Annotated in this window: 14 protein-coding genes, 1 other RNA gene and 4 pseudogenes; 11 read left to right on the top strand and 8 right to left on the bottom strand. The window is 59.1% G+C overall.

What is annotated here, in order from left to right:
- Nucleotides 1–111 precede the first annotated feature (111 nt).
- Together BF12_RS0106355 and BF12_RS18990 are read left to right on the top strand one after the other, a co-directional pair.
- Complete coding sequence (locus tag BF12_RS0106355) at nt 112–1,380, top strand: NupC/NupG family nucleoside CNT transporter (protein ID WP_024951546.1); 1,269 nt, start codon at nt 112–114, stop codon at nt 1,378–1,380.
- Between the two features lie 296 nt (nt 1,381–1,676).
- Nucleotides 1,677–2,530: pseudogene (locus tag BF12_RS18990) on the top strand (outer membrane protein OmpK).
- A 131-nt stretch (nt 2,531–2,661) separates the two neighbouring features.
- On the opposite strand, the pseudogene BF12_RS23740 reads toward BF12_RS18990, so the two are convergent.
- Both BF12_RS23740 and rpiA read right to left on the bottom strand, forming a co-directional pair.
- Nucleotides 2,662–3,317 (bottom strand): annotated as a pseudogene (locus tag BF12_RS23740) (DUF3157 family protein).
- A gap of 91 nt (nt 3,318–3,408) precedes the next feature.
- The gene (gene rpiA, locus BF12_RS0106335; protein ID WP_024951543.1) at nt 3,409–4,080 is read right to left on the bottom strand and encodes a ribose-5-phosphate isomerase RpiA; all 672 of its coding nucleotides are present in this window, start codon (nt 4,078–4,080) and stop codon (nt 3,409–3,411) included.
- Nucleotides 4,081–4,249: 169 nt separating this feature from the next.
- Between rpiA and ilvA the strand changes: the two genes are divergently transcribed.
- Entirely contained in the window at nt 4,250–5,821 is a 1,572-nt protein-coding gene (ilvA, locus tag BF12_RS0106330) for a threonine ammonia-lyase, biosynthetic (RefSeq protein ID WP_084488002.1), read from the top strand.
- A gap of 581 nt (nt 5,822–6,402) precedes the next feature.
- Here the strand turns inward: ilvA and BF12_RS0106320 are convergent.
- From BF12_RS0106320 to BF12_RS0106315, 3 genes are all read right to left on the bottom strand, one after another.
- On the bottom strand, nt 6,403–7,122 hold the full coding sequence (locus tag BF12_RS0106320) for a 5-formyltetrahydrofolate cyclo-ligase (RefSeq protein ID WP_084487996.1): 720 nt from the start codon (nt 7,120–7,122) through the stop codon (nt 6,403–6,405).
- Nucleotides 7,123–7,144: 22 nt separating this feature from the next.
- Nucleotides 7,145–7,326: non-coding RNA, 6S RNA (ssrS, locus tag BF12_RS21585), on the bottom strand.
- 73 nt (nt 7,327–7,399) lie between these two features.
- Entirely contained in the window at nt 7,400–7,765 is a 366-nt protein-coding gene (locus BF12_RS0106315; RefSeq protein ID WP_024951540.1) for a cell division protein ZapA, read from the bottom strand.
- 296 nt (nt 7,766–8,061) lie between these two features.
- Here BF12_RS0106315 and BF12_RS0106310 point away from each other — a divergent pair, with 296 nt between their 5' ends.
- The 4 genes from BF12_RS0106310 to BF12_RS0106295 all read left to right on the top strand — a co-directional run bounded on the left by BF12_RS0106310 (nt 8,062) and on the right by BF12_RS0106295 (nt 12,980).
- Entirely contained in the window at nt 8,062–8,703 is a 642-nt protein-coding gene (locus tag BF12_RS0106310; protein WP_024951539.1) for a UPF0149 family protein, read from the top strand.
- 190 nt (nt 8,704–8,893) lie between these two features.
- The gene (pepP, locus tag BF12_RS0106305; protein ID WP_024951538.1) at nt 8,894–10,240 is read left to right on the top strand and encodes a Xaa-Pro aminopeptidase; all 1,347 of its coding nucleotides are present in this window, start codon (nt 8,894–8,896) and stop codon (nt 10,238–10,240) included.
- Between the two features lie 4 nt (nt 10,241–10,244).
- A complete protein-coding gene (gene ubiH / locus BF12_RS0106300) occupies nt 10,245–11,525 on the top strand; it encodes a 2-octaprenyl-6-methoxyphenyl hydroxylase (protein WP_084487995.1) in 1,281 nt (426 codons plus the stop codon).
- 126 nt (nt 11,526–11,651) lie between these two features.
- Entirely contained in the window at nt 11,652–12,980 is a 1,329-nt protein-coding gene (locus BF12_RS0106295; protein ID WP_024951536.1) for a UbiH/UbiF/VisC/COQ6 family ubiquinone biosynthesis hydroxylase, read from the top strand.
- A gap of 159 nt (nt 12,981–13,139) precedes the next feature.
- Here the strand turns inward: BF12_RS0106295 and BF12_RS18980 are convergent.
- From BF12_RS18980 to gpmI, 3 genes and pseudogenes are all read right to left on the bottom strand, one after another.
- Nucleotides 13,140–14,524, bottom strand: a pseudogene (locus tag BF12_RS18980) (S41 family peptidase).
- A 196-nt stretch (nt 14,525–14,720) separates the two neighbouring features.
- Entirely contained in the window at nt 14,721–16,028 is a 1,308-nt protein-coding gene (locus tag BF12_RS0106280) for a murein hydrolase activator EnvC family protein (protein WP_084487994.1), read from the bottom strand.
- A pseudogene (gpmI, locus tag BF12_RS18975) lies at nt 16,000–17,560 on the bottom strand (2,3-bisphosphoglycerate-independent phosphoglycerate mutase). Before gpmI ends, BF12_RS0106280 begins: the two are co-directional and overlap by 29 nt.
- A gap of 384 nt (nt 17,561–17,944) precedes the next feature.
- Here gpmI and BF12_RS0106270 point away from each other — a divergent pair.
- The 4 genes from BF12_RS0106270 (at nt 17,945) to gshB (ending at nt 21,056) form a co-directional block, all read left to right on the top strand.
- Entirely contained in the window at nt 17,945–18,364 is a 420-nt protein-coding gene (locus BF12_RS0106270; protein WP_024951534.1) for a rhodanese-like domain-containing protein, read from the top strand.
- 95 nt (nt 18,365–18,459) lie between these two features.
- A complete protein-coding gene (gene secB / locus BF12_RS0106265) occupies nt 18,460–18,966 on the top strand; it encodes a protein-export chaperone SecB (RefSeq protein ID WP_024951533.1) in 507 nt (168 codons plus the stop codon).
- Between the two features lie 148 nt (nt 18,967–19,114).
- On the top strand, nt 19,115–19,861 hold the full coding sequence (locus BF12_RS0106260; protein ID WP_084487993.1) for a 16S rRNA (uracil(1498)-N(3))-methyltransferase: 747 nt from the start codon (nt 19,115–19,117) through the stop codon (nt 19,859–19,861).
- A 229-nt stretch (nt 19,862–20,090) separates the two neighbouring features.
- A complete protein-coding gene (gene gshB, locus BF12_RS0106255; protein ID WP_024951531.1) occupies nt 20,091–21,056 on the top strand; it encodes a glutathione synthase in 966 nt (321 codons plus the stop codon).
- Nucleotides 21,057–21,067 lie beyond the last annotated feature (11 nt).

The raw sequence follows: 21,067 nt of genomic DNA, 5'->3' as shown, positions 1-21,067 counted from the left end.
AACATGTTGAGAATGCAGAGTAACACTGTCATCCGTTGAGAAACGCTCGGTTGATGTCGTATCTGCACAGCATTTCCCATAACAACCACAAGAACATTCAGGATCCTTCCAATGAATCCCCTCATGAGTCTGGTCGGGATGGCATCGCTCATCCTTATCGCCGTGGCACTGTCATCGAATCGACGTGCTATTCGGCTTCGTACGGTGGGTGGCGCCTTTGCCATCCAGCTGGCTATCGGTGCCTTTGTGCTCTACACGCCTTTTGGCAAGGATGTATTGGCGGCGGTGTCCGGTGGGGTCAGTCAGGTAGTCAACTATGCCGATCAGGGGATTAGCTTCCTGTTTGGCAGCCTGGCCAATCCCGGTAGCAGCGTTGGCTTCATCTTCGCGATCAAGGTGCTGCCGATCATCATCTTCTTCTCTTCGCTGATTGCAGTGCTCTACTACCTCGGCATCATGCAGTGGGTGATCCGCCTGCTGGGCGGTGGTTTGCAGCGACTGTTGGGGACTTCGCGTACCGAGTCATTGTCCGCGACCGCCAACATCTTCGTCGGACAGACCGAAGCACCGCTGGTGGTCAAGCCATATCTGGCCAGCATGACGCGTTCGGAGCTGTTTGCCGTGATGTGCGGTGGGCTGGCATCGGTTGCAGGCTCCGTGCTGGGCGGTTACGCAGCACTCGGTATCCCGATGGAATATCTGGTTGCGGCCTCGTTCATGGCAGCGCCGGGTGGTCTGCTGTTCGCCAAGTTGCTGCTGCCGGAAACGCAGAAGCCGGATGATTCCATCGCAGTGGCTGACGCCACGCTCAAGGATGATGATGCGCCATCCAACGTGCTGGACGCTGCGGCATCTGGTGCATCTTCCGGCTTGAAACTTGCCGCCAATGTCGGTGCGATGCTGCTGGCCTTCATTGCATTGATCGGACTGATCAACGGCATTCTCGGTGGTGTCGGTGGCTGGTTTGGCATGGGTAGCCTGAGTCTCGATATGATTCTCGGCTGGTTGTTCTCGCCGTTGGCGTTCCTGTTGGGGGTGCCGTGGAGCGAAGCAACGCTGGCCGGCTCCTTCATTGGCCAGAAACTGGTCGTGAACGAGTTTGTTGCCTACATCAATCTTGCGCCTTACCTCAGCGGCGACACTCTTGTCGCGGCCACGGGGGCGATCATGACGCCCTATACCATGGCGGTGCTGTCCTTCGCATTGTGTGGCTTCGCGAATTTGTCGTCGATCGCCATTCTGCTTGGGGGGCTCGGTAGCCTGGCACCGACGCGTCGTCACGAGATCGCAAGCTTGGGTCTCAAAGCGGTACTGGCGGGGACATTATCCAACCTGATGTCAGCGGCGATCGCTGGCTTCTTCCTCGCACTGGCGGCCTGATCGTCAAGCTGCCGCCTCTGCCTGAAAGGTATTGGCGGCAGTTGGAGAGGAGGGTGCGCTGATCGACATGGGTGTGAAAATATTCACACCCATGGCATTGGCTAGTTGAAAACCCTCCAAATGTCGGTCTGTCGTTTTTGCGAGGAAGTGCTAACATCGCCGCCTTTCTAGATTGGGCCCTGCGAGTGTTTTGCCCTCTGCATGCTCGATCAGACCGATAGTGACAAGACCCGTTCAGCGGGCAATAACCACAAGAATTCGAACAGTCGAATCATTCAAGACAGGATCGTTACGCGATGACTATGCTCAAGACCGTCGCAGCCAGTGCGCTGGCCGCTACTACCCTGCTGACCGCCGCGGCGCCGGCACAGGCCACCGATTTCAATGGCGATATCCATGCCAATGATTACAAGTGGCTGACCTTCAATCTGATGCGCAGCGAAGACAACCGCCTTCCGTTCCGCAATAGCGAAGATACCTACCTGGAGATGGAGTTCGGTGGCCGCTCGGGTATCGTCGACCTCTATGGCTACGTCGATTTCTTCGACATCTTCGATGACAGCTCTGATGACCAGAATGGCGGCGACAACTTCTTCGCCAAGTTGGCCCCACGCTTCTCACTGGACGCCATGACCGGCTATGACTTGTCCTTCGGTCCGGTGGATGAACTGTATATCGCGACCGTCACCAATATCGGCGACAACGGTGAATTTGGCGGTCTGTGGGAGCACTACGTGGGTCTGGGCAGTGATGTTCAGGTGCCGTGGTTCGGCAAGATGGGGTTCAATCTCTACGCCCGCTACGTGCGTGAGAACTACGGTGGTGAAGACGAAAGCAAGTGGGACGGCTACATGGCGTCCACCAACTGGTTCAAGCCGTTCGTCAACTTCGAGGATGGCAGCTTCATCGCCTATCAGGGCTATCTGGATTACAAGTTCGCGGCCGATGAAGTGGGCAGCCAGGTGGGGCGTAGTGACAGTAGCTCGAGTGGTTCAACGGCATCTACTACCATACTCAGCGCTTTGCGCTGGGTTATGGCCTGAAGTACTACAACAACATGGCGTTCTTTGTCGATGGATCTCCATCGCCCGTTGGGACCCAAGACACCACTGGCTTCGGTAACTACTTCAGTATCAACTATAAGTTCTGATCGCTGCGTCATGTTCTGATGATGCTATTGAATCAGTATGAAAAACGGGAAGCCCTATCGGGCTTCCCGTTTTCTTTGCGTTTTACGTCCCACGAATGCCTTGTTGACGCGCGGGCGATACCAAGAGACAGCTAGCGGAATTCGACCTCAGTCACCTCGACACGTACCAACTTGCGACTCCATTCTCCTTCGGGAACCGTGACGCGTACCTCGCGACTGTCACGTGTCTGGCCGGGGCGCAGATAGGTCTGCGGCAAGCGATACTCACCGACCCACAGCGGTACCTCGCGCGTCGCCAGCAGGCGCCCATCATCAGCATAGAGGCGCAGCTTGGCCTGCACACCAATGATGCTCTGTCCCGCGGTATTGTCGAGCTCGAATCGCAGCACGGCCTCATCATCTTCACGTTCACCTTGGCAAGGCGAGCCACCAGACCATCACGATGACCTTCGCTCAATAACTGAGGGTTGGCCAGTGCACTGTCGTTAAGGCGCGAAGCGGGCTGAGCCTGTCTGGCACTCGATGAAACAGCGATGCTGTCTGACGAGTCGCCGCCACGACCGACTGAGGCACTGTCAACAGGAGCGCTACCGACAGGTGCAACGGCCGCAGTGACCGGGATGGCCGCCGAGGTTGGTATCGTGTTGCCGGAGGTGACTTGCGACGCTGCGGTATCGGGCGCATCCAGCTGGTATTCCCAGCTGTGGTCTGGCTTGAGCAGTACCTTGACGCCATTAGCGAGTGTCACGGTGACTGGCGTACTGATGGGCAGATTGCTGTCGGCCATCAGTGCTGGGCTCATTACTGCACTGGCCAGCAGTGCCAGCTTCGCCATGCGCATGCTGCGTTTGAGAAGCGAAGTCATCATGCGAGCCTCCTTAAGCGGTGATGCGTTCGACACCGTTTTCGCGACCGATGAGCAGTACGTCAGCACCGCGGGCGGCAAACAGGCCATTGGTGACCACACCGACGATGGCGTTGATGCGCGCTTCCATGGTGATCGGATCTTCAATGAGAAAGTTGTAGCAGTCGAGGATACGATTGCCGTTGTCGGTCAGCACACCGTCGCGATAGACAGGGTCAGCGCCCAGCTTGACCAGTTCACGCGCCACGTAGGAGCGGGCCATTGGGATGACCTCGACCGGCAGCGGGAAGCCGCCGAGGATATCGACCTGCTTGGAGCCATCGGCGATGCACACGAAGCGCTCGGCACAGGCAGCGACGATCTTCTCGCGAGTCAGCGCAGCACCGCCGCCCTTGATCATCGCCAGGCGCGGATCAATTTCGTCAGCACCATCGACATAGACCGGTACGGTGCCGACATGGTTGAGCTCGAAGACATCAATACCGTGGCCTTTCAAGCGTTGAGCGGTAGCTTCGGAGCTGGCGACGGCACCGGCGAAGTCATGCTTGACCTCGGCCAGGGCATCGATGAACAGGTTGGCAGTAGAGCCGGTGCCGACGCCGATGATGGTGTCGCGGTTCAATAGCGGGCGAATCTCGTCAAGTGCAGCGCGGGCCACGGCCTGCTTCAGCTCATCCTGGGTCATGTCATACCTCGGGTCGGGGGAGATGGATCAGTCGGCATCAAACGCGTAACAGGGCGATGACGTGCCATCACATCGCATGGAAAACACGTAACGCAACGTCAGAAAACGCCATATTATAACGGTAAACGTCACGATGGCGCTGGACGCTCTCGCCAGCGGTCTGATAACAATGGGAGTCGGTCGCGCCAATGCGGCCCGCGCTGTGACACATCAGGACATTCCCATAATGCTCGAACACTACGTCAAGAAAATCCTGTCGGCTCGTGTTTACGAAGCCGCTCATGAAACACCGCTCTCTCCGGCGCCTTTGTTATCCCGTCGTTTCGGCAACAACATCTTCATCAAGCGTGAAGATCTGCAGCCGGTGTATTCCTTCAAGATTCGCGGCGCCTACAACAAGATGGCCATGCTGACGGAGGCTCAGAAGGCCTGCGGCGTGATTGCAGCCTCAGCGGGCAATCATGCGCAAGGACTGGCGATGGCCGCCAAGTTGATGGGCGTGAAGGCCGTCATCGTGATGCCGCGCGTGACTCCAGAGATCAAGGTTCAGGCAGTGCGTGAGCGTGGCGCCCGCGTCATTCTCAAGGGCGATGCCTTCCCTGAAGCGCTGGCACATGCGCGTACGCTCATCGATGAGCATGGCTACACCTTCATTCCGCCCTTTGACGACCCGGACGTGATCGCGGGTCAGGGCACGGTCGGCATGGAAATTCTGCGCCAGCATCCCGGTCACATCGATGCGATTTTTGTACCGGTAGGTGGTGGTGGCCTGATTGCGGGTGTATCCGCCTACGTGAAGTATCTGCGTCCTGAGACTCGCATCATTGGCGTAGAGGCGGAAGACGCTGCTTGTCTCAAGGCGGCAATGGAGGCCGGTGAACGTGTGATTCTGGATCAGGTCGGCGTATTTGCCGAAGGCGTTGCAGTCGCGCAGATTGGTGAAGCACCTTTTGAGATCATCCGTCATACCGTCGATGAAGTGATCACTGTCAACACTGACGAGATATGTGCGGCGGTCAAGGATATCTTCGAGGACACTCGTGCTGTCTCCGAAACCAGTGGCGCGCTGTCACTGGCGGGTCTCAAGAAGTATGTGCAGCAGACGGGAGTGGAAGGGCAGACGTTGGTCTGCATCAATTCCGGAGCCAATACCAACTTTGACCGCCTGCAACATATTGCCGAGCGGACTGAGCTGGGCGAGCAGCGCGAGGCAATTCTCGCGGTGACGCTGCCGGAACGTCCCGGGGCTTACAAGCAGTTCTGCAAGGTGATTGGCAAGCGCATGGTGACCGAGTTCAACTATCGCTATGCCAATCCTGACGAGGCACATGTGTTTGTCGGCGTGCAGGTCAAGCCGGGCGGTGAAGACCGTGCGGCAGTAGTGGCCAAGCTGCGTGAATCGGGCTATGCGGTTGAGGACCTAACCGATAATGAATTGGCCAAGCTGCATACGCGTCATCTGGTGGGCGGTCGCACATCAAGCAGCTTGCCTGAAGAGGTCTATCGTTTTGAGTTCCCGGAGCGTCCGGGAGCGTTGATGAACTTCCTGACTCACTTGCCGGCAGACTGGAATATTTCGCTATTCCATTACCGTAATCATGGTGCCTCGCATGGCCGTGTCCTGATTGGTATGCAGGTGCCCAATGGAGATCGTGAACGGGTCGAAGAGTATTTCACCGAAATTGGTTATCGCTTTTGGAAAGAGAGTGACAATCCTGCTTATCGACTGTTCCTGGCTTAAGTTTTCTGTTTTGAGTATCACTGAACCAGCGATTATTAGTTAAGTCTTGAATGAGAAAATCCCCTGCTTCTCCTATGTGGAGGCGGGGGATTTTTTATGTGTGATTGTCAGCAATGCCGCATAGAATTCTTCTGTGATCAGTGGAAATGATACAGAACGCTGTTTTTTCTTCAGGCCTTGCGGCTATTGACGGCAGTCTGCGGAAGGCTACGTGGAAAAACGTTCATTCAAACGGTTGCTTGGCGATTGTCATGCTGCGATCAGATGCCTATCATCTGAGCACTGTCAGGATGACAGTCATCGACAACCGTCACGCGAAAGCCACCGACGATATAAAAAGAAGTCCGCTCTCATGAAACGTAAGCCCGACCTGGTCATGGCCCTGGTGTTCATCTTCGGGATTGGTGTTGTCGCAACCGGCTACGCCCAGACTGTGATGGGGTCCTGAATCCCGCACTGCCGCCTTTCTGGCGGCAGTGGTGTTTCTAGAGGAAGGCTTCTCTCTGGCCCCTCTCTGTGTGTGACTCTCTCGCACCATTTCTTTTTCCCCCGCTCCCCTTCACGACTCGACTCGCATGCCTTCAGTCTTGACGGCTGGGTCGCACTATCTCGCGATCACTCACGATGGCGTCCAGCGGGACATCCCAGGGCTGCACCGGCAAGGCCGGCACCTTCTGACAATGATGCGCCAACCCGATCAATCGTGGTCGCGGGCCTGGACGGCGAGTGAAAGCAAAGCTGCGATCGTAGAAGCCACCGCCCATACCGATACGCGCGCCGGTAGCATCGAAGCCGACTAGTGGCATCAACACCACATCCAGCGCCCAAGCCGGTAGTCTGCGACGTTTATGTGCACCAAAACGGGTGTCGGGCTCGGCGATGCCGAAGCGGTTCTTGACCAGTGGCGTGCTGCTGTCATAACGCACAAACCAGAGTGAGTTATCGGCGAAGGGGCGTAATACTGGCAGGTAGACGTGTGCGCCGCGGCGAGTCAGCCATTGGCAGAGAAGCGTCGCGTCGATTTCGCCATCGTTTGGCAAGTAGAGGGCGACGGTGCGGGCACGCATTAGCTCAGGCAGGCGCTTCAGCTGGCGAAATAGAGCATGTTCTGCACTGCAACGTTCGCGTAGTGATAGATGACGTCGGCGTTGGCGCAACAACCGGCGCAGGGCGCGGCGGTCAGCCTCAGAATGACTTAACTCGGCCGGCAGAGGCCAGAGAGTCGTGCTGGGTGCAGAAGGGGAAAGCGAGGGCGAGTAGAGGCTCGCAGGTGCGGCGTATACCGTTGGGGGCTTGCGCATGCCTGACAATCTCCGTCAGGCAGGGTTCTCCAAGATGCCGTTGTTACCGGGGGCCCTGAACCTAGCGGTTCAAGGTGGGTAGTCCCGCGCAGTACATTAGGCGTTCCGACGCACGGACATGCACACAGTGCTGCACAGTGGACTCCCTGGGAATAGCTTATAAGCTCGAGGGACATCGGCAACTGACGTACACCCCAGAGAACTCTTCCAGTCTACCAAACCCCGCCTGTTGGCCCAAGGACTAATCCTGCCCGGACTATTCTGGTCTTGATGAAGATCAGCTATTTGATTCTGAAGAATTTTTTCGCTCGGAAGCACGTTGGGCGTAATCTGCCGGCAGCTGATTCAGTGCGGCATCAAGCTGACGATCAAGAACGGCAAGGCGTGTCTCGAAGTCGTTTTGCAGGGCGCGCTCGCTGTCACGGCTATTGATCAGCTCGTGCGAGATATTGAGCGCCGCCATCAGCGCGACCTTGTCGGCACTGATGGTATTGCCACGCTGCTGGATACCCTGCATGGCGAGATCCAGATAGGCCGCCGCACGGGTCAGGCCGTCTTCCTCGCCAGGCTGACAGCTGATGGTATAGCTGCGACCGAGCAGGCTGATCTCGGTGGTGTTGCGGGGCTTGGCAGGTTCGCTCATGTCGGTCCTCTCGGGCCATGTCCGGCGTCGTCCAGATTGACGGCGGCGTCCTGCTGACTGCGCGACACCGTCGCAGCGAGGACGGCAAGCCAGAAGGAGGGCCAGTGCGGTAAGATGGGGGCATTCCCGAGCCACTATAGAGAGCCGCTTCTAGGGGGTCAACGCGCTACGTAGCGCGGCCGCCTTCGAGCTTCTACTCATTTTGTCGCGTTCAGTCTATGCACTCAGTCTGTACCTTCTGGCTTGGCAGGTATTCTGCTCATATTCCTAACTCACTGACTCAACGGACCCGCTCCATGGCAATCATCAATGACACCTTCGATTTCTCTCTTGTCGCTGACCAATTTCTGGCTCACGGCAGCCTGAATAATCCTTCCTTCCTTGATGGCCAGCTGGTTGCCGCACTGGCGCTGGATGACATCAGTGCTGATGACTGGTTGAACCGTGTGTGTGCGGCGCTCGGCGTCGAACAGCCCGCCACGCGTGAGGCTGGCGAAGTCTTTCTTGTCTGGCGCACGCGCAATCAAGAGCGTCTGGCCGCCAGCGAGATGAGCTTTGAACCGTTACTGCCGGATGAGATGTTCTCACTGGCTGAGCGTGCCCAGAGTCTGCGTGAATGGACACTTGGGTTTCAGGAAGAGCTATCCAGCGCTGATAGCGAAGCTCGTGAGGGCTGGAGCCGAGCGCTCAAGGACGCACTAAGCGATGTCGAGTCTATCTCGGCCGGGCTGGAAAACGGCATTGATCTTGACGACGACAACGCCGAGGACGAAGCGGATCTCTTTGCACTGGCTGATCACGTGCGCATGGCCGCGTTGCTGCTCTATACCGAGCAGCACCTGGGTCAGCCGGACGTCGAGAAGCCGAGCGATGACCAGCTGCCGGAAGGCGGCCTCGAAGGTAGCCTCGGCATGAGTTCTCGGCAGGACACGCATTAAGCCTGTCACGCACCAGGTCGATCGCGTGCCAAGTCGACCATGCCCAATACTGAGCTCATCGCCACTTGATTGACTGCATGCAGAGCTCGTCAGCGGTCTGGATTTACGAGGCCGCTGACCCCATCAAACATATCTTGCCTTTTTGCGACTCGGACGGGCCATGCCCGGCGGGTTCTCGACGGAGATTGCCATGACGACTGCCCCTGCCATCCTGACCGCGCCTGCCGCCCTGACGGCGGAGAACTTTCACGCCCGCCGTCAGCGGCTGATGGCGCAGCTGCCGCAAGATGCTGCTGCGTTGGTACTGTCGTCCGGACTTGCCCAGCGTAATCGCGACAGCGAATACGCCTTCCGTCAGAACAGCGATTTCCACTACCTGACGGGTTGGCCGGAACCTGAAGCAGCCTTGCTGCTGTTGCCTGGCCGCGCCGAGGGCGAAAGTGTGCTGTTCTGTCAGGAGAAGGATCCGCTGGCCGAAGCTTGGACGGGCATTCGTGTCGGTGCTGAAGGTGCTGTCGCCGAGGCAGGCTTCGACCAAGCCTTTACCAATGACGCGCGTGATGAGGTGCTGGCGGGGCTTCTGGATGGCCGCCAGCGTCTTTACGTGCTGTTTGAAGACGAGGAGGCACTCGTACTGGCTCAGTCGCTGCGTGAGGAGCTGGCCGCTGGCGTACGTCGTGGTGCGCGCCCACCGTCCGCCTTTGAAGACCTCGCTCCCTTGCTGCATGAGCAGCGTCTGATCAAGGACGAGCGTGAGATTGCGCTCATGCGCCACGCGGCTGAAATTTCGGCACGCGCTCATGTGCGTGCCATGCAGATTAGCCGTGCCGGCTTGCATGAGTATCATCTGCAAGCCGAGATCGAGCATGAATTCCAGTGGCAGGGTGCACCCGCGCCAGCCTATACCAGCATCGTCGGTGGGGGGGGGAACGCCTGTGTGCTGCATTACATCGAGAACCGCGCCCCGCTGGTCGAGGGTGAGTTGGTACTGATAGATGCAGGCGCTGAGTTCGCGCTCTATGCCGGTGACATCACGCGTACTTTCCCCGTCAACGGCCGCTTCAGCGAGCCGCAACGCCTTCTTTACGACGTGGTACTCAAAGCACAGGAGCGCGCTATCGCGGCTGTCGTGCCGGGTGCAACCCTGGTCGGCATTCATCAGCAGGTGGTGCATGACCTGACGACAGGCCTGGTTGAACTGGGGCTGCTGACAGGCGATGTTGATGAACTGATTGGTGATGAGGCTTATCGCCGCTTCTATCTGCACTCCACCTCTCATTGGTTGGGACTGGATGTGCACGATGTCGGCAGCTATCGCGAGAATGGCGAACCGCGTCCGCTGGTACCGGGGATGGTGCTGACCGTCGAACCGGGGCTTTATATTCCTGACGAGGCAGATATTCCGCGTGAATATCGCGGCATTGGCATTCGTATCGAAGACGATGTGGTGGTGACGGGTAACGGCCATGAGGTGCTGAGTCATGGCGTGCCCAAATCCGTCGCGGCCATCGAGGCCCTGATGCGCGAAGGAGCGTAGTCACATGAGCGAGCGTGAGGCAGGTCATCCGGCAGAGAGCGCTGACGGTATCGAGGCGCAGGCAGAACACTTTGACGTCGTGATCATTGGCGGTGGCCTGGTCGGCGCGAGCCTGGCCTGTGCATTGGCACCCCTGATGGAGCGTCATTCAGAGGCGTGCTCACCTCAGGCCCCGTTGCGTGTTGCCGTCGTGGAGGCGAACGAGTTGTCTTCTGCGGCGGACATGCCGCGTTTTCAGCCCAGTTTTGATGCCCGCGCCAGTGCGATTGCCGCGGGTTCGCGCCAGCGTTTCACGGCCTTCGGGCTGTGGGAGGCCATGCAGGAGCATGCCACGCCCATTCGCACCATTCATGTCAGCGAACGCGGACATCTGGGTGCGACGCGCATGCGGGCCGAAGAGATTGGCGTACCGGCGCTTGGCCATGTCATCCCGAATGCTTGGATGGGGCAGGTGCTACATCGACGACTGGCTGAGCTGTCGTTGGCCTGGTATTGCCCAGCCCGCGTGGCCGAGATTGTCGTCACTGCCGATGGCCACCATCTGATGCTGGAGGATGGTCGCCAGTTGGTGGCCGGTTTGACGGTGCTGGCAGATGGTGGCCGCTCGGGTCTCAAGGAGCGACTCGGTATTCACAGTGCAGCGCAGTCTTATGAGCAACACGCATTGATCGCCACGGTAGAGATGAGCCAGCCGCATCAGGGCGTGGCGTACGAACGCTTTACCAGCGAAGGCCCCATGGCCTTGCTGCCGCTGGCCGGACGACGCATGGAGCTGGTCTGGACGCGGGAACCAGATGATGCCGAGCACCTGATGACCCTGCCGGACAGCGATTTCTTGACGGCATTGCAGCGTGCCTTCGGTGAACGGGCAGGGCGCTTTCGTCGCGTCGGTCAGCGGCATACTTATCCGCTGTCATTGGTGCGTGCCAGCGAAGGCACGCGCCCCGGACTTGCAGTGCTCGGCAATGCCGCGCATTCGCTGCACCCGGTGGCAGGGCAGGGCTTCAACCTCGCGTTACGTGGCGTCACGGATCTGGTAGCTGCCATTGAGGCAGGGCAGGCACGTGGTGAGCCTGCCGGTGCCAGCAGCGTGCTGAGTGATTTCGAGACACGACGCAGTGATGATCGCGATAACGTGGTGCTGTTCAGTGATGGACTGATTCGCTTGTTCGGTGTTGATAGTCGCTGGCTGGGGCATGCACGCGCAGCGGGATTGATTGGGCTCAATCTGATTTCCCCGCTCAAGCGTCTGCTGGCCAGACGTTCGATGGGCATTGAACGCTGATCAATACCCAGGCCTCTCTTCAATGGTGATCATGCTGAGAGTAGGTGCTCACTTCTTGTGTCGAGGAGTAAGCGTTTCTTGAAGGCATCAGGCAGCACAATGCGGATATTTCACGAGGGAGCAGGCATGAAGGACAGTCGGGCAGCGGGTGCAGAGCGGGACACGGATGTCGCCATCGTCGGGGCCGGTATTGTCGGCGCTACCCTGGCGTTGCTGCTGGGGCAGGCGGGTCTGCGTGTCATGCTGATCGAAGGCCGTGAATCTCCTGCCAGCTGGCAAGCAGACTCCGCCCCTGAGCCGCGTGTCAGCGCTCTTACGCCGGTGTCACAACAGTTGCTGACAGGGCTCGGTGTCTGGTCGACAGTCGCCGCCAGTCGTCTGATGCCCTATACCGGCATGCAGGTCTGGGACGCGGAAGGCAATGGCGAGATTCGTTTCAGTGCCGAGGACAACGGCGTGGCACGACTGGGCCATATCGTCGAGAACCGCGTCACCCTGGCGGCGCTGGAGCAAGCGATTGACCGTTGCCCCGCGATCACACGCTGCTATGGGGTGCGTGTCAATGATTTGGTATTACCAATTTCTGGCTCTGCATCAGTAGTGAGCGCTTACTCACTTGAAGATGCTAAAGCCGTCAGTCTGACGCTTAGCGATGGCGGCTCTGTCAGTGCTGCGCTGGTTGTGGCGGCAGATGGCGCGCGTTCCGGGTTGCGTGATCTGGCGGGCATTGCCACGCGTGAGCACGACACTGGCCAGGTGGCGCTCGTCACTACGGTACGCACCGCCTTGCCGCATCAAGCCATCGCGCGTCAGCGCTTTCTACCAACAGGGCCATTGGCATTCCTGCCGCTGGCGGTGAATGATGAATGGGCGCAGCCGTCGGAAGCAGCCCCTGCCGCACAGCGTTATTGCTCCATCGTGTGGTCGACCACGCCAGAGGAAGCTAGTCGTCTGCAGGCGCTCTCGGATCGCGCCTTCTACAGTGAGCTTCAGACGGCATTTGAAGACACGTTAGGTACCGTGGAGTGGGCAGCTGAGCGCTTCAGCTTCCCGCTGTATCAGCGTCATGCCGAGGAGTATGTTCTGCCGGGGCTGGCGCTGGTCGGCGATGCTGCACATGCCATCCACCCGCTGGCCGGTCAGGGCGTCAATCTTGGCTTGATGGATGCTGCGGTGCTGGCGGAGGAGCTGTTAGCCGGCCATCGACGCGGCGTGGCACTTGGTGATGAGCGGTGGCTCAAGCGCTATAGCCGCCGCCGTCGGAGCGATAACGCGCTGATGCTGAAGATGATGGATGGCTTCCGATTGCTGTTCGGCAGCCGCCAGCCTGGCGTGCGGTTGATCCGCAACCTCGGATTGGGCTGGGTTGATAATCGCAGCGAACTGAAACGTATCTTGATGCGCCAGGCGATGGGCGAACGTGGCGAACTGCCCGATAGCTGCAAGCCTCGTTAGTAGTAAGTACTCGCTGACAGAAGCGCGATGATCGCTGAAAGCATGCTCACGAGTGTGATGACAAGAAGGCCCCGCCAATTGGCGGGGCCTTCTTGTGAGAGGCATTTCCATGAGGAGGTGTTGGAGCCCAGTCAGGGAACCGGCCGACGTGTGTGATCGTTACTGATCAGGTGTCGCTGGTGCCACTGCCTCGAGTGCTGCGCTGCGGTCTAGCACATTCATGCCCTTGAGCAGATTGAGTGCCTCACCCAGCTGATAGTCGCTTTCAGCGACGACCGGGCTGGTAGGTGCCTTGCTCTGTACGGCTTCGCTTTCACCGTTGGCGTTATCGAGACGGCCATCGAGGTCTGCCTCGCGTACGCTGAAGTCGCGGCGCGTATCGCGCTCCAGCCGTCCGCGCACGACCTCGACATCCGGTTGGATACCTTCGGCCTGGATGGAGCGACCGCTGGGCGTGAAATACAGCGCCGTGGTCAGCTTGAGGCCATCACCATTGCCCAGCGGCATGACGGTCTGTACCGAGCCCTTGCCGAAGCTGTCGGTGCCCATGATGATCGCGCGACGCTGGTCTTGCAGAGCACCGGAGACGATCTCTGCAGCCGAGGCGGTGCCGCCATTGATCAGCACGATTAACGGTATGTCGTCCGCCGGCGTATCAGCTTGGCAGAGAAGGATAGCTCGCTGTCGGGCAAGCGGCCTTGGGTATAGACGATGCGGCCGTTGGATAGGAAAAGATCGCTGATCTCTACCGCCGCCGACAACAGGCCGCCGGGGTTGTTGCGCAGGTCCAGCACGAGCCCCTTGAGCGATGTCGCATCATTATCCTTGCGTAGTTGCGCCAGAGCAGTGCGAGCTTCATCGCCAGTCGCGCTCTGGAACTGGCTGATACGCAGATAACCATAGCCCGGATCCAACAGGCGATGAGTCACGCTGCTGCTCTTGATGATAGCGCGCTCCAGTACCACCTCACGTGGCATGTCGGCCCCTTCGGAGAGAATCAGCAAACGAATGCGTGAGCCGGCATCGCCGCGCATCAGTTTCACGGCCTCAGACATCGGTAGGCCATCCAGCGGCGTGTTGTCGATCTTGAGAATGACATCACGCGGCTGCAGGCCGGCCCGAGAAGCGGGCGTGTCATCAATCGGCGCGATGATCGTCAACTTGCCGTCGTCTTCCATGCCGACTTCAATACCAATGCCACCGAATTCACCGTCAGTGTTCTCGCGCAGATCTTGCCAGTCCTGCTGGTCGAGATAGGAGGAATGCGGGTCGAGCCCTTCCAACATGCCGCGCATGGCATTTTTCAGCAGTGTGCGGTCGTCGACTTCATCGACATAGGTGCGCTTGATGCGCTCGAACACCTCGGCAAAGGTACGTAGCTCATCCAGTGGTAGGCCTTCGGCCTGAGTCGGAGCTGTTTCGCGTGGCATTTCTTCTGCCACGGCCGGCAGTCCGCCGCCCAGCAAGGCGAGGCTTAAAGGCACGCTGACCGCCAGCTGACGCAGGCGGCGCGGGGCAGGGTGGAATGACGACGATGCGGGCATGCGATTTCCTTCTCGACGAATACTGAAACGCGCTGGCGGGCCTGACATTAAGGCAGCGAGCAAGAGGTGAGATCAGATCAAAACGCTCGCAATGATAGGCTTATTGCGAGCATAGCTTGCCTGCGTGCTTGGCGACTAGCTTAACAACGGGCTCATCAGCCCTGCGGCCTGCCTCATCGTCAGAACCATCCATCATTCAGCGACTCGAGAGCCAGCGTTGCGGATTGGCGGGCTGTCCGGCGCGACGCACTTCAAAGTAGAGCGCGGGGCCATCGCGGCCGCCACTGCTGCCGACGCTGCCAAGTTGCTGGCCGCGTGACAGACTATCCCCCGGGCCCACGCTGAAGCTGGCCAGGTGTGCGTAGAGGGTCAGTACATTGTCGCCGTGGTCGATGATCAGCAAGTTACCGTAGCCACGCATCCAGTCGGCAAAGACCACGCGGCCGGCATGCGGCGCCGTCACGGCAGTGCCCTGTGTCGCCTGAATCAAAACGCCATCGCGATTGACCCCTTCGCCACCCCCGTAAGCCGTGATGACCCGCCCCGGTGCTGGCCAATCCATCTTGCCCATGGCGCGCGTAATGCGTGTCTTGGGCGGTGGTGCACTCTTGATCGACTTCAGACGTTTTTCGAGGGTTTGAATCATCTGATTGGCGTGCGCACGATCCTGATCCAGTTCGGCGATTCTCGCTTCGTGGCTAGCATAGCGCGCATCCAGCGTACGCAAGAGGGCTGAACGCTCATTCTGCTGGGCGATCAGGGTCTTGGCTTGGCGCTCAAGGCCTTTCTGCACATCAGTAAGACGTGTCTGGCGAGTAATAAGTGCGCTGCGTGTCTTCTCAAGTGAGTCATTCAGCTGCGCCAGCTTCTTCAGTGCCTGACGGCGTGACGTGCTCAAGTGATTCAGATAGACCTGCAAGCGCTCGAGGCGCGCAGGGTCATCCTGATTGAGCAGCAGTTTCAACTCTGGCTGACGTCCAAGGCGATACAGTGCTGCCATCTCTTCTGCTACCGCCGCTTTCTGAGCCGTCTGCTGTCGGCTCAGGGTATCGCGCTGTTTGGTGAGCGAGACTAGCTGTTGCTTGATATCGTCGCGCTCATCTTCGAGCTTGCCGGTTTGCTGGCGAGTGTCATTGAGCTGGCGCTCGATCTTTTCCAGTCCATTGCGCGTGTCGCTGCGCCGCGCTGCAGTGGTTTTCAGTTCGCCCTGCATCGCTGTTATTTCGTTCTTGAGGCGTTTGAGATCTGCTTGAGAAGCCTGTTTTTTCTGCGTCAGCGTGGCGCTATCGTCAGCCGCCATCGCGCTAGCCAAGGGCAGCGGTGTCAGTACCAGCAGGCAGGCAGACAGCACAACGCCGGAGACTCGGCTCCGGCGTTTGTACTGCCTGTCGCAGCCCTCCTGCTCGGCTGCCGCGGCGGCGGTCGAACAGGAGGGGCGATGCGAAGTGCCGTGCAAAGTATTATGCAAAGGGCTGTCAGGCACCGGCATAGTCGACCAGCACATTGCCGTCCATCTCGTTGGGCACCGACTGACCCATCATGGTCAGCAGCGTTGGTGCGAGATCGCACAGACGTCCCTCGGCAGCCAGTGTCGCGTCGCGCTGAGTGATATAGATCAGCGGTACCTCGAAAGTGGTGTGCGCGGTCTGCGGATTGCCAGTTTCCGGGTGCACCATCTGTTCAGCATTACCGTGATCAGCTGTGATCAGGCATTCGCCGCCGACCTTCTCCAGTGCCTCGACCACACGGCCAACGCAGATGTCCAAAAATTCGATTGCCTTGACGGCAGCCTCGAACTTGCCAGTGTGGCCGACCATATCGCCATTGGCATAGTTGCAGACAATCATATCAAAGGTGCCAGATTCGATGGCTTCCACCAGCTTGTCGGTGACCTCTTCGGCGCTCATTTCCGGCTTCTCGTCGTAGGTTTTCACCTCTTGTGGAGACGGCACGAGAATGCGTGTTTCACCAGGGAATTCTTCTTCACGGCCACCCGAGAAGAAGAAGGTGACGTGAGCATATTTTTCGGTTTCGGCGATGCGCAGCTGTGTCAGACCACGATCCGATACCACTTCACCGAGCGTATTGTGCAGATCAGACGGCGGGAACGCTGACGGTGCCGGAATATCGGCCGCATAACGGGTCAACATCACCAGACCCTCGTGCGCTAGCGTGGGCGCGGTGCGCTCAAAGCCTGCAAACTCAGGCTCGACAAAGGCACGCGTCAGCTCGCGGGCACGGTCGGCGCGGAAGTTCATGAAGAGGCTGCGTCGCCGTCCTGCATGGCGACAGCGTCGCCGATACGTGTGGCGGTGACGAATTCATCGGTCTCGTCACGTTCGTAGGCGGCTGCCAGGCCTTCGACGCCAGTGGCGGCTTCGTGCGCGCCTTTTCCTTCGGCGATCAGGCGATAGGCTTGTTCGACACGATCCCAGCGGTTATCGCGGTCCAGTGCGAAGTAGCGTCCAACGAGAGTGGCGACGCGACCTTCTTCGAGTCCCAGACCAGCGAGATGTTCGTCGGCACGCGCGATGGAGGCCTCGGCACTCTTGGGCGCAGTATCACGGCCATCAAGGATGGCGTGAATGAAGATGCGCCGTGCGCCACGTTCAGCGGCCAGGCTGGCCATGGCCAGAATGTGGTCCTCGTGGGAGTGCACGCCACCCGGAGACAGCAGGCCGATCAGGTGGACGGCACGCCCTGCGTCGATGGCAGCGTCGATCGGTGCGGTCAGTACGGCATTGTCCTTCAGCGCGTTCTCGCGAACGGCCTTGGTGATGCGCGTGAAGTCCTGATAGACGATACGACCAGCACCGAGGTTCATGTGGCCAACTTCGGAGTTACCCATCTGACCGTCCGGCAGGCCGACGAAGCCACCGTCAGTGTGAATCAGCTCGCTGGGATAGTCGCGACGCAGGCGATCCATCACCGGCGTGTTGGCGGCGAGAATGGCATTGTCCTTCACCTCCTCACTGTGACCATAGCCATCCAGGATGATAAGGCGACGGGACGCGGACCTTGTGCTTGAGCTGCCATGACTTCCTCGCTGTAATGACGAATGAATCTTGGGAGAGCAGGGCCACAATGGAGTGATGCATCATGTGGTGATAAAACTACCTGCTCATTCTGCCTCCTATTAGAGAGGCGGGAAGGGGCCAAGTGCAAGTGCTGGTAGTGTATCGCAGGGATTGTGTCGCGCTATCGACAAGAGCGCCGATGCGAGTATCGATGCGGGGATCAGAAGGGCGCTGTCCTGCTGTCGTTGGCATGTCGCGTAGATACGCCTTTTAGATGCCACCCTGCGGGCATTCATGGCTGGGCCTGTCATGTATAATGCTGGCTCCGTTACCTTGGGTAGCGGTCTATTTCCTTTGCCGCGTACGCGCTGGCATGCACGTCACAGCGGAGTTAGCCCGTCTCATGATCGAACAGCTGCTTCAGTTCGCGCAGAATCATCCTTTGCTGGTCGGCGCTTTTGTCGCCTTGCTGGTCGCCCTTATTGTCATGGAAACCATGCGTGGCAATCACGGTGTCAGCGTCAGCGAGGCCACGCGACTGGTCAATCGCGAAGAGGGTGTCTTCATCGACATCCGCGACAGCAAGGAATTCAAGGCCGGCCATATTGCCGGTGCCGTCAACGTCCCCAGTGCCCAACTGACTAGCGCGACTACGCCGCTGGACAAGTACAAGGAACGTCCGGTCATCGTTGTCTGCAAGCATGGCCAGACGGCTGGTCCGCTGGTGGCGCGCCTTGAGAAGGATGGCTTCAAGCAAGCCGTCAAGCTCAAGGGCGGCATGGGCCAGTGGCAAGCCGATAGCCTGCCGGTCGTGACTCGCTAAGGACAATGGTCCGAGTACCACGGCGAGCCTGCAGGTCTGCTGGAAGCAGGTTTGCAGCCAAAAAATAATTCTCCGAAAATTCAAGGATATGTCTCATGGCTGAAGAACAGAACGCACAGGCTGCAGCGGGCGATCAACCGGCTCAGGATCAACTCCAGTTTGCCCTGCAGCGCATCTATGTGAAGGACGTGTCCTTCGAAGCACCGAATTCACCGGCTGTCTTCTCCCAGCCGTTCCAGCCGAAAGTGGGCCTGGAGCTGGATACTGAACACCAGCAAGTCGGTGAAGAGCTGTTCGAGGTGTCCATCAAGGTCACCGCACAGGTCACCAACGGCGAAGACCAGACCACTGCTTTCCTGGCCGAAGTCGAGCAAGCTGGCTTGTTCCGCATTGCAGGTCTGTCCGCTGAGCAGCTGGATCACACCCTGGGCGCCTTCTGCCCGAACGTGCTGTTCCCGTACGCTCGTGAAGCTATCGACAACCTGGTCAACCGCGGCAGCTTCCCTCCGCTGATGCTGGCACCGGTTAACTTCGAAGCCATGTATGCACAGCGCAAGCAGCGTGAAGCGCAGCAGCAGGGTGCCGAGGCCACTGCTCACTGATCATGTGAGTCCGGTGGTAGATAGTACTTCCAGCGACGGGCCCTAGTGGCCCGTCGCTGCGTTTTTGGCCACAATGCCGGCCTGTGTTCCCTCTGTTATTTTTTATTGGCGTGCTTCCCTCGCCCCTGACTGCCACGAGACTTTGCCCATGGCCATTCGTCTGCACTGCCCCGATCTCGACCTCAACGTCAGCGCGGGTGTTTCCTTTGCGCTTCCGGAGGGGCCTGCGCGCCACCTCGGACTGGTACTGCGTGCCAAGGTGGGCAGTGAAGCGCAGTTGTTCGACGGCCAGGGGCAGGAAATACGGGTAACGCTGGAGGAAGTCACGCGCAAGGGCGTGAGCGTACGAGTGGTCGCATCAGTGCCCAATGACCGCGAGTCACCCTTGGCGGTGCATCTCGGTCAGGCGATCTCCAAGGGAGACCGCATGGATTATGCAATTCAGAAGGCCTGCGAGCTGGGCGTGGCAGCAATAACACCGCTGTACACCGCGCGTGGTGATGTGAAGCTCAAGGGCGAGCGCGCCGACAAGAAGCTGGCGCACTGGCAAGGAGTCGCGGCGAGTGCCTGTGAGCAGTGCGGGCGCAGCGTCGTACCGGTCGTGCATCCCCCCATCTCGATGGCGGAGTGGTTGGCCGTGCGTGATGAATCACTCAAGTTGATCTTGCAGCCGGGCGGGGCAGAAGCACTTGATGCGGCCGAGGCTGCAGGGGGAGTCATCCAAGCCAGTCTGTTGATCGGCCCAGAGGGCGGTTTCACGACAGACGAGGTGGCCGAGGCGGCGGCAGCTGGATGCCAGGTGCTGGGGCTAGGGCCGCGGATTCTGCGTACCGAGACAGCACCAGTGGTTGCGCTCGCCTTGTTGCAGCAGCGCTTTGGTGATCTGCCGCGTTAGCGGCTGGCATTCTCCTGCAGAGAGCGGCAAGGGATGGATTGTTGATATCCCGGCAACACAGCGTGAGATGTCATTGCCCTTCTCGCCAGTGGTGAGCAACGAAGTGCTGCTGCATACTTGTCATATCACTTCTGCCGCCTCGCTCCGATGTTCGTGAGGTGGTGCAAGACTCCCGTTTTCATCACTGTCGGCGTATGGATGTCGGCGGTGTCGTCATAAGGTTGACTCGATGACAGCTCGTAAGCTCAAGATCGGCGTGGTCATGGACCCGATGTCCACTGTCGCCTACAAGAAGGACACCACCCTCGCGATGATGTGGGCTGCCAGTCAGCGTGGCTGGTCGCTTCATTATCTCGAACAGGAAGATCTCTATCTCGAGAATGGCCGCGCCATGGGCCGGATGCGCGATCTGGAAGTCTTCCATGATCCCGACGCCTTCTATCGCTTGGGCGACGTCGTTGCGACACCGCTGGCGGAACTGGACGTGATCCTGATGCGCAAGGATCCGCCCGTCGACGAACACTTCTTGAATGCTGTCCATCTGCTGGGCTTTGCGGAGCGCGAAGGTGTACTGGTGGTCAACCCGACCGCCGCGCTACTGATGTGCAACGAGAAGCTGTTCGCGCAGCAGTTCCCGGAGTGCATCCCGCCGACGACGGTGTCGGCCAACGACAAGGTGCTGCGTGCTTTCCATGCCGAGCATGGCAACGTCATCTTCAAGCCGCTCGATGGCATGGGCGGTAGCGGCATCTTCCACGTCGCTGAAGACGGTCGTAATCTGGGTTCGGTGATCGAGCAGCTGACGCTGCGCGGCAAGCGTCAGATCATGGCGCAGCGCTATGTGCCGGAAATCAGCGCCGGTGATACGCGTATTCTGCTGGTCGATGGCGAGCCGGTGCCCTTCGGCTTGGCGCGAATTCCCAGCGCTGGCGAGACGCGCGGTAACCTGGCCGCTGGCGGTCGTGGTGAATCACGTGAGCTGACGGCACGCGATTACTGGCTGGTAGAACAGGTCAAGCCGGTCGTGAAGTCGCTGGGCCTGATGTTCGTTGGTTTGGATGTGATCGGCGATTACATCACCGAAATCAACGTCACTAGTCCGACCTGCGTACGCGAGATCGACTCTCAGCGCGGTACGGATATTGCGGGTCTGCTGATGGATGCCATCGAGGCGCGGCTGGACGCTCGCGTTTGATGATTTGCTAA

The sequence above is a fragment of the Cobetia crustatorum genome, assembly GCF_000591415.1.
In the GTDB taxonomy this organism is placed as follows: domain Bacteria; phylum Pseudomonadota; class Gammaproteobacteria; order Pseudomonadales; family Halomonadaceae; genus Cobetia; species Cobetia crustatorum.
Note: the sequence above shows the minus strand (reverse complement) of the source record. Positions and strands in the feature narration are given on the sequence as shown.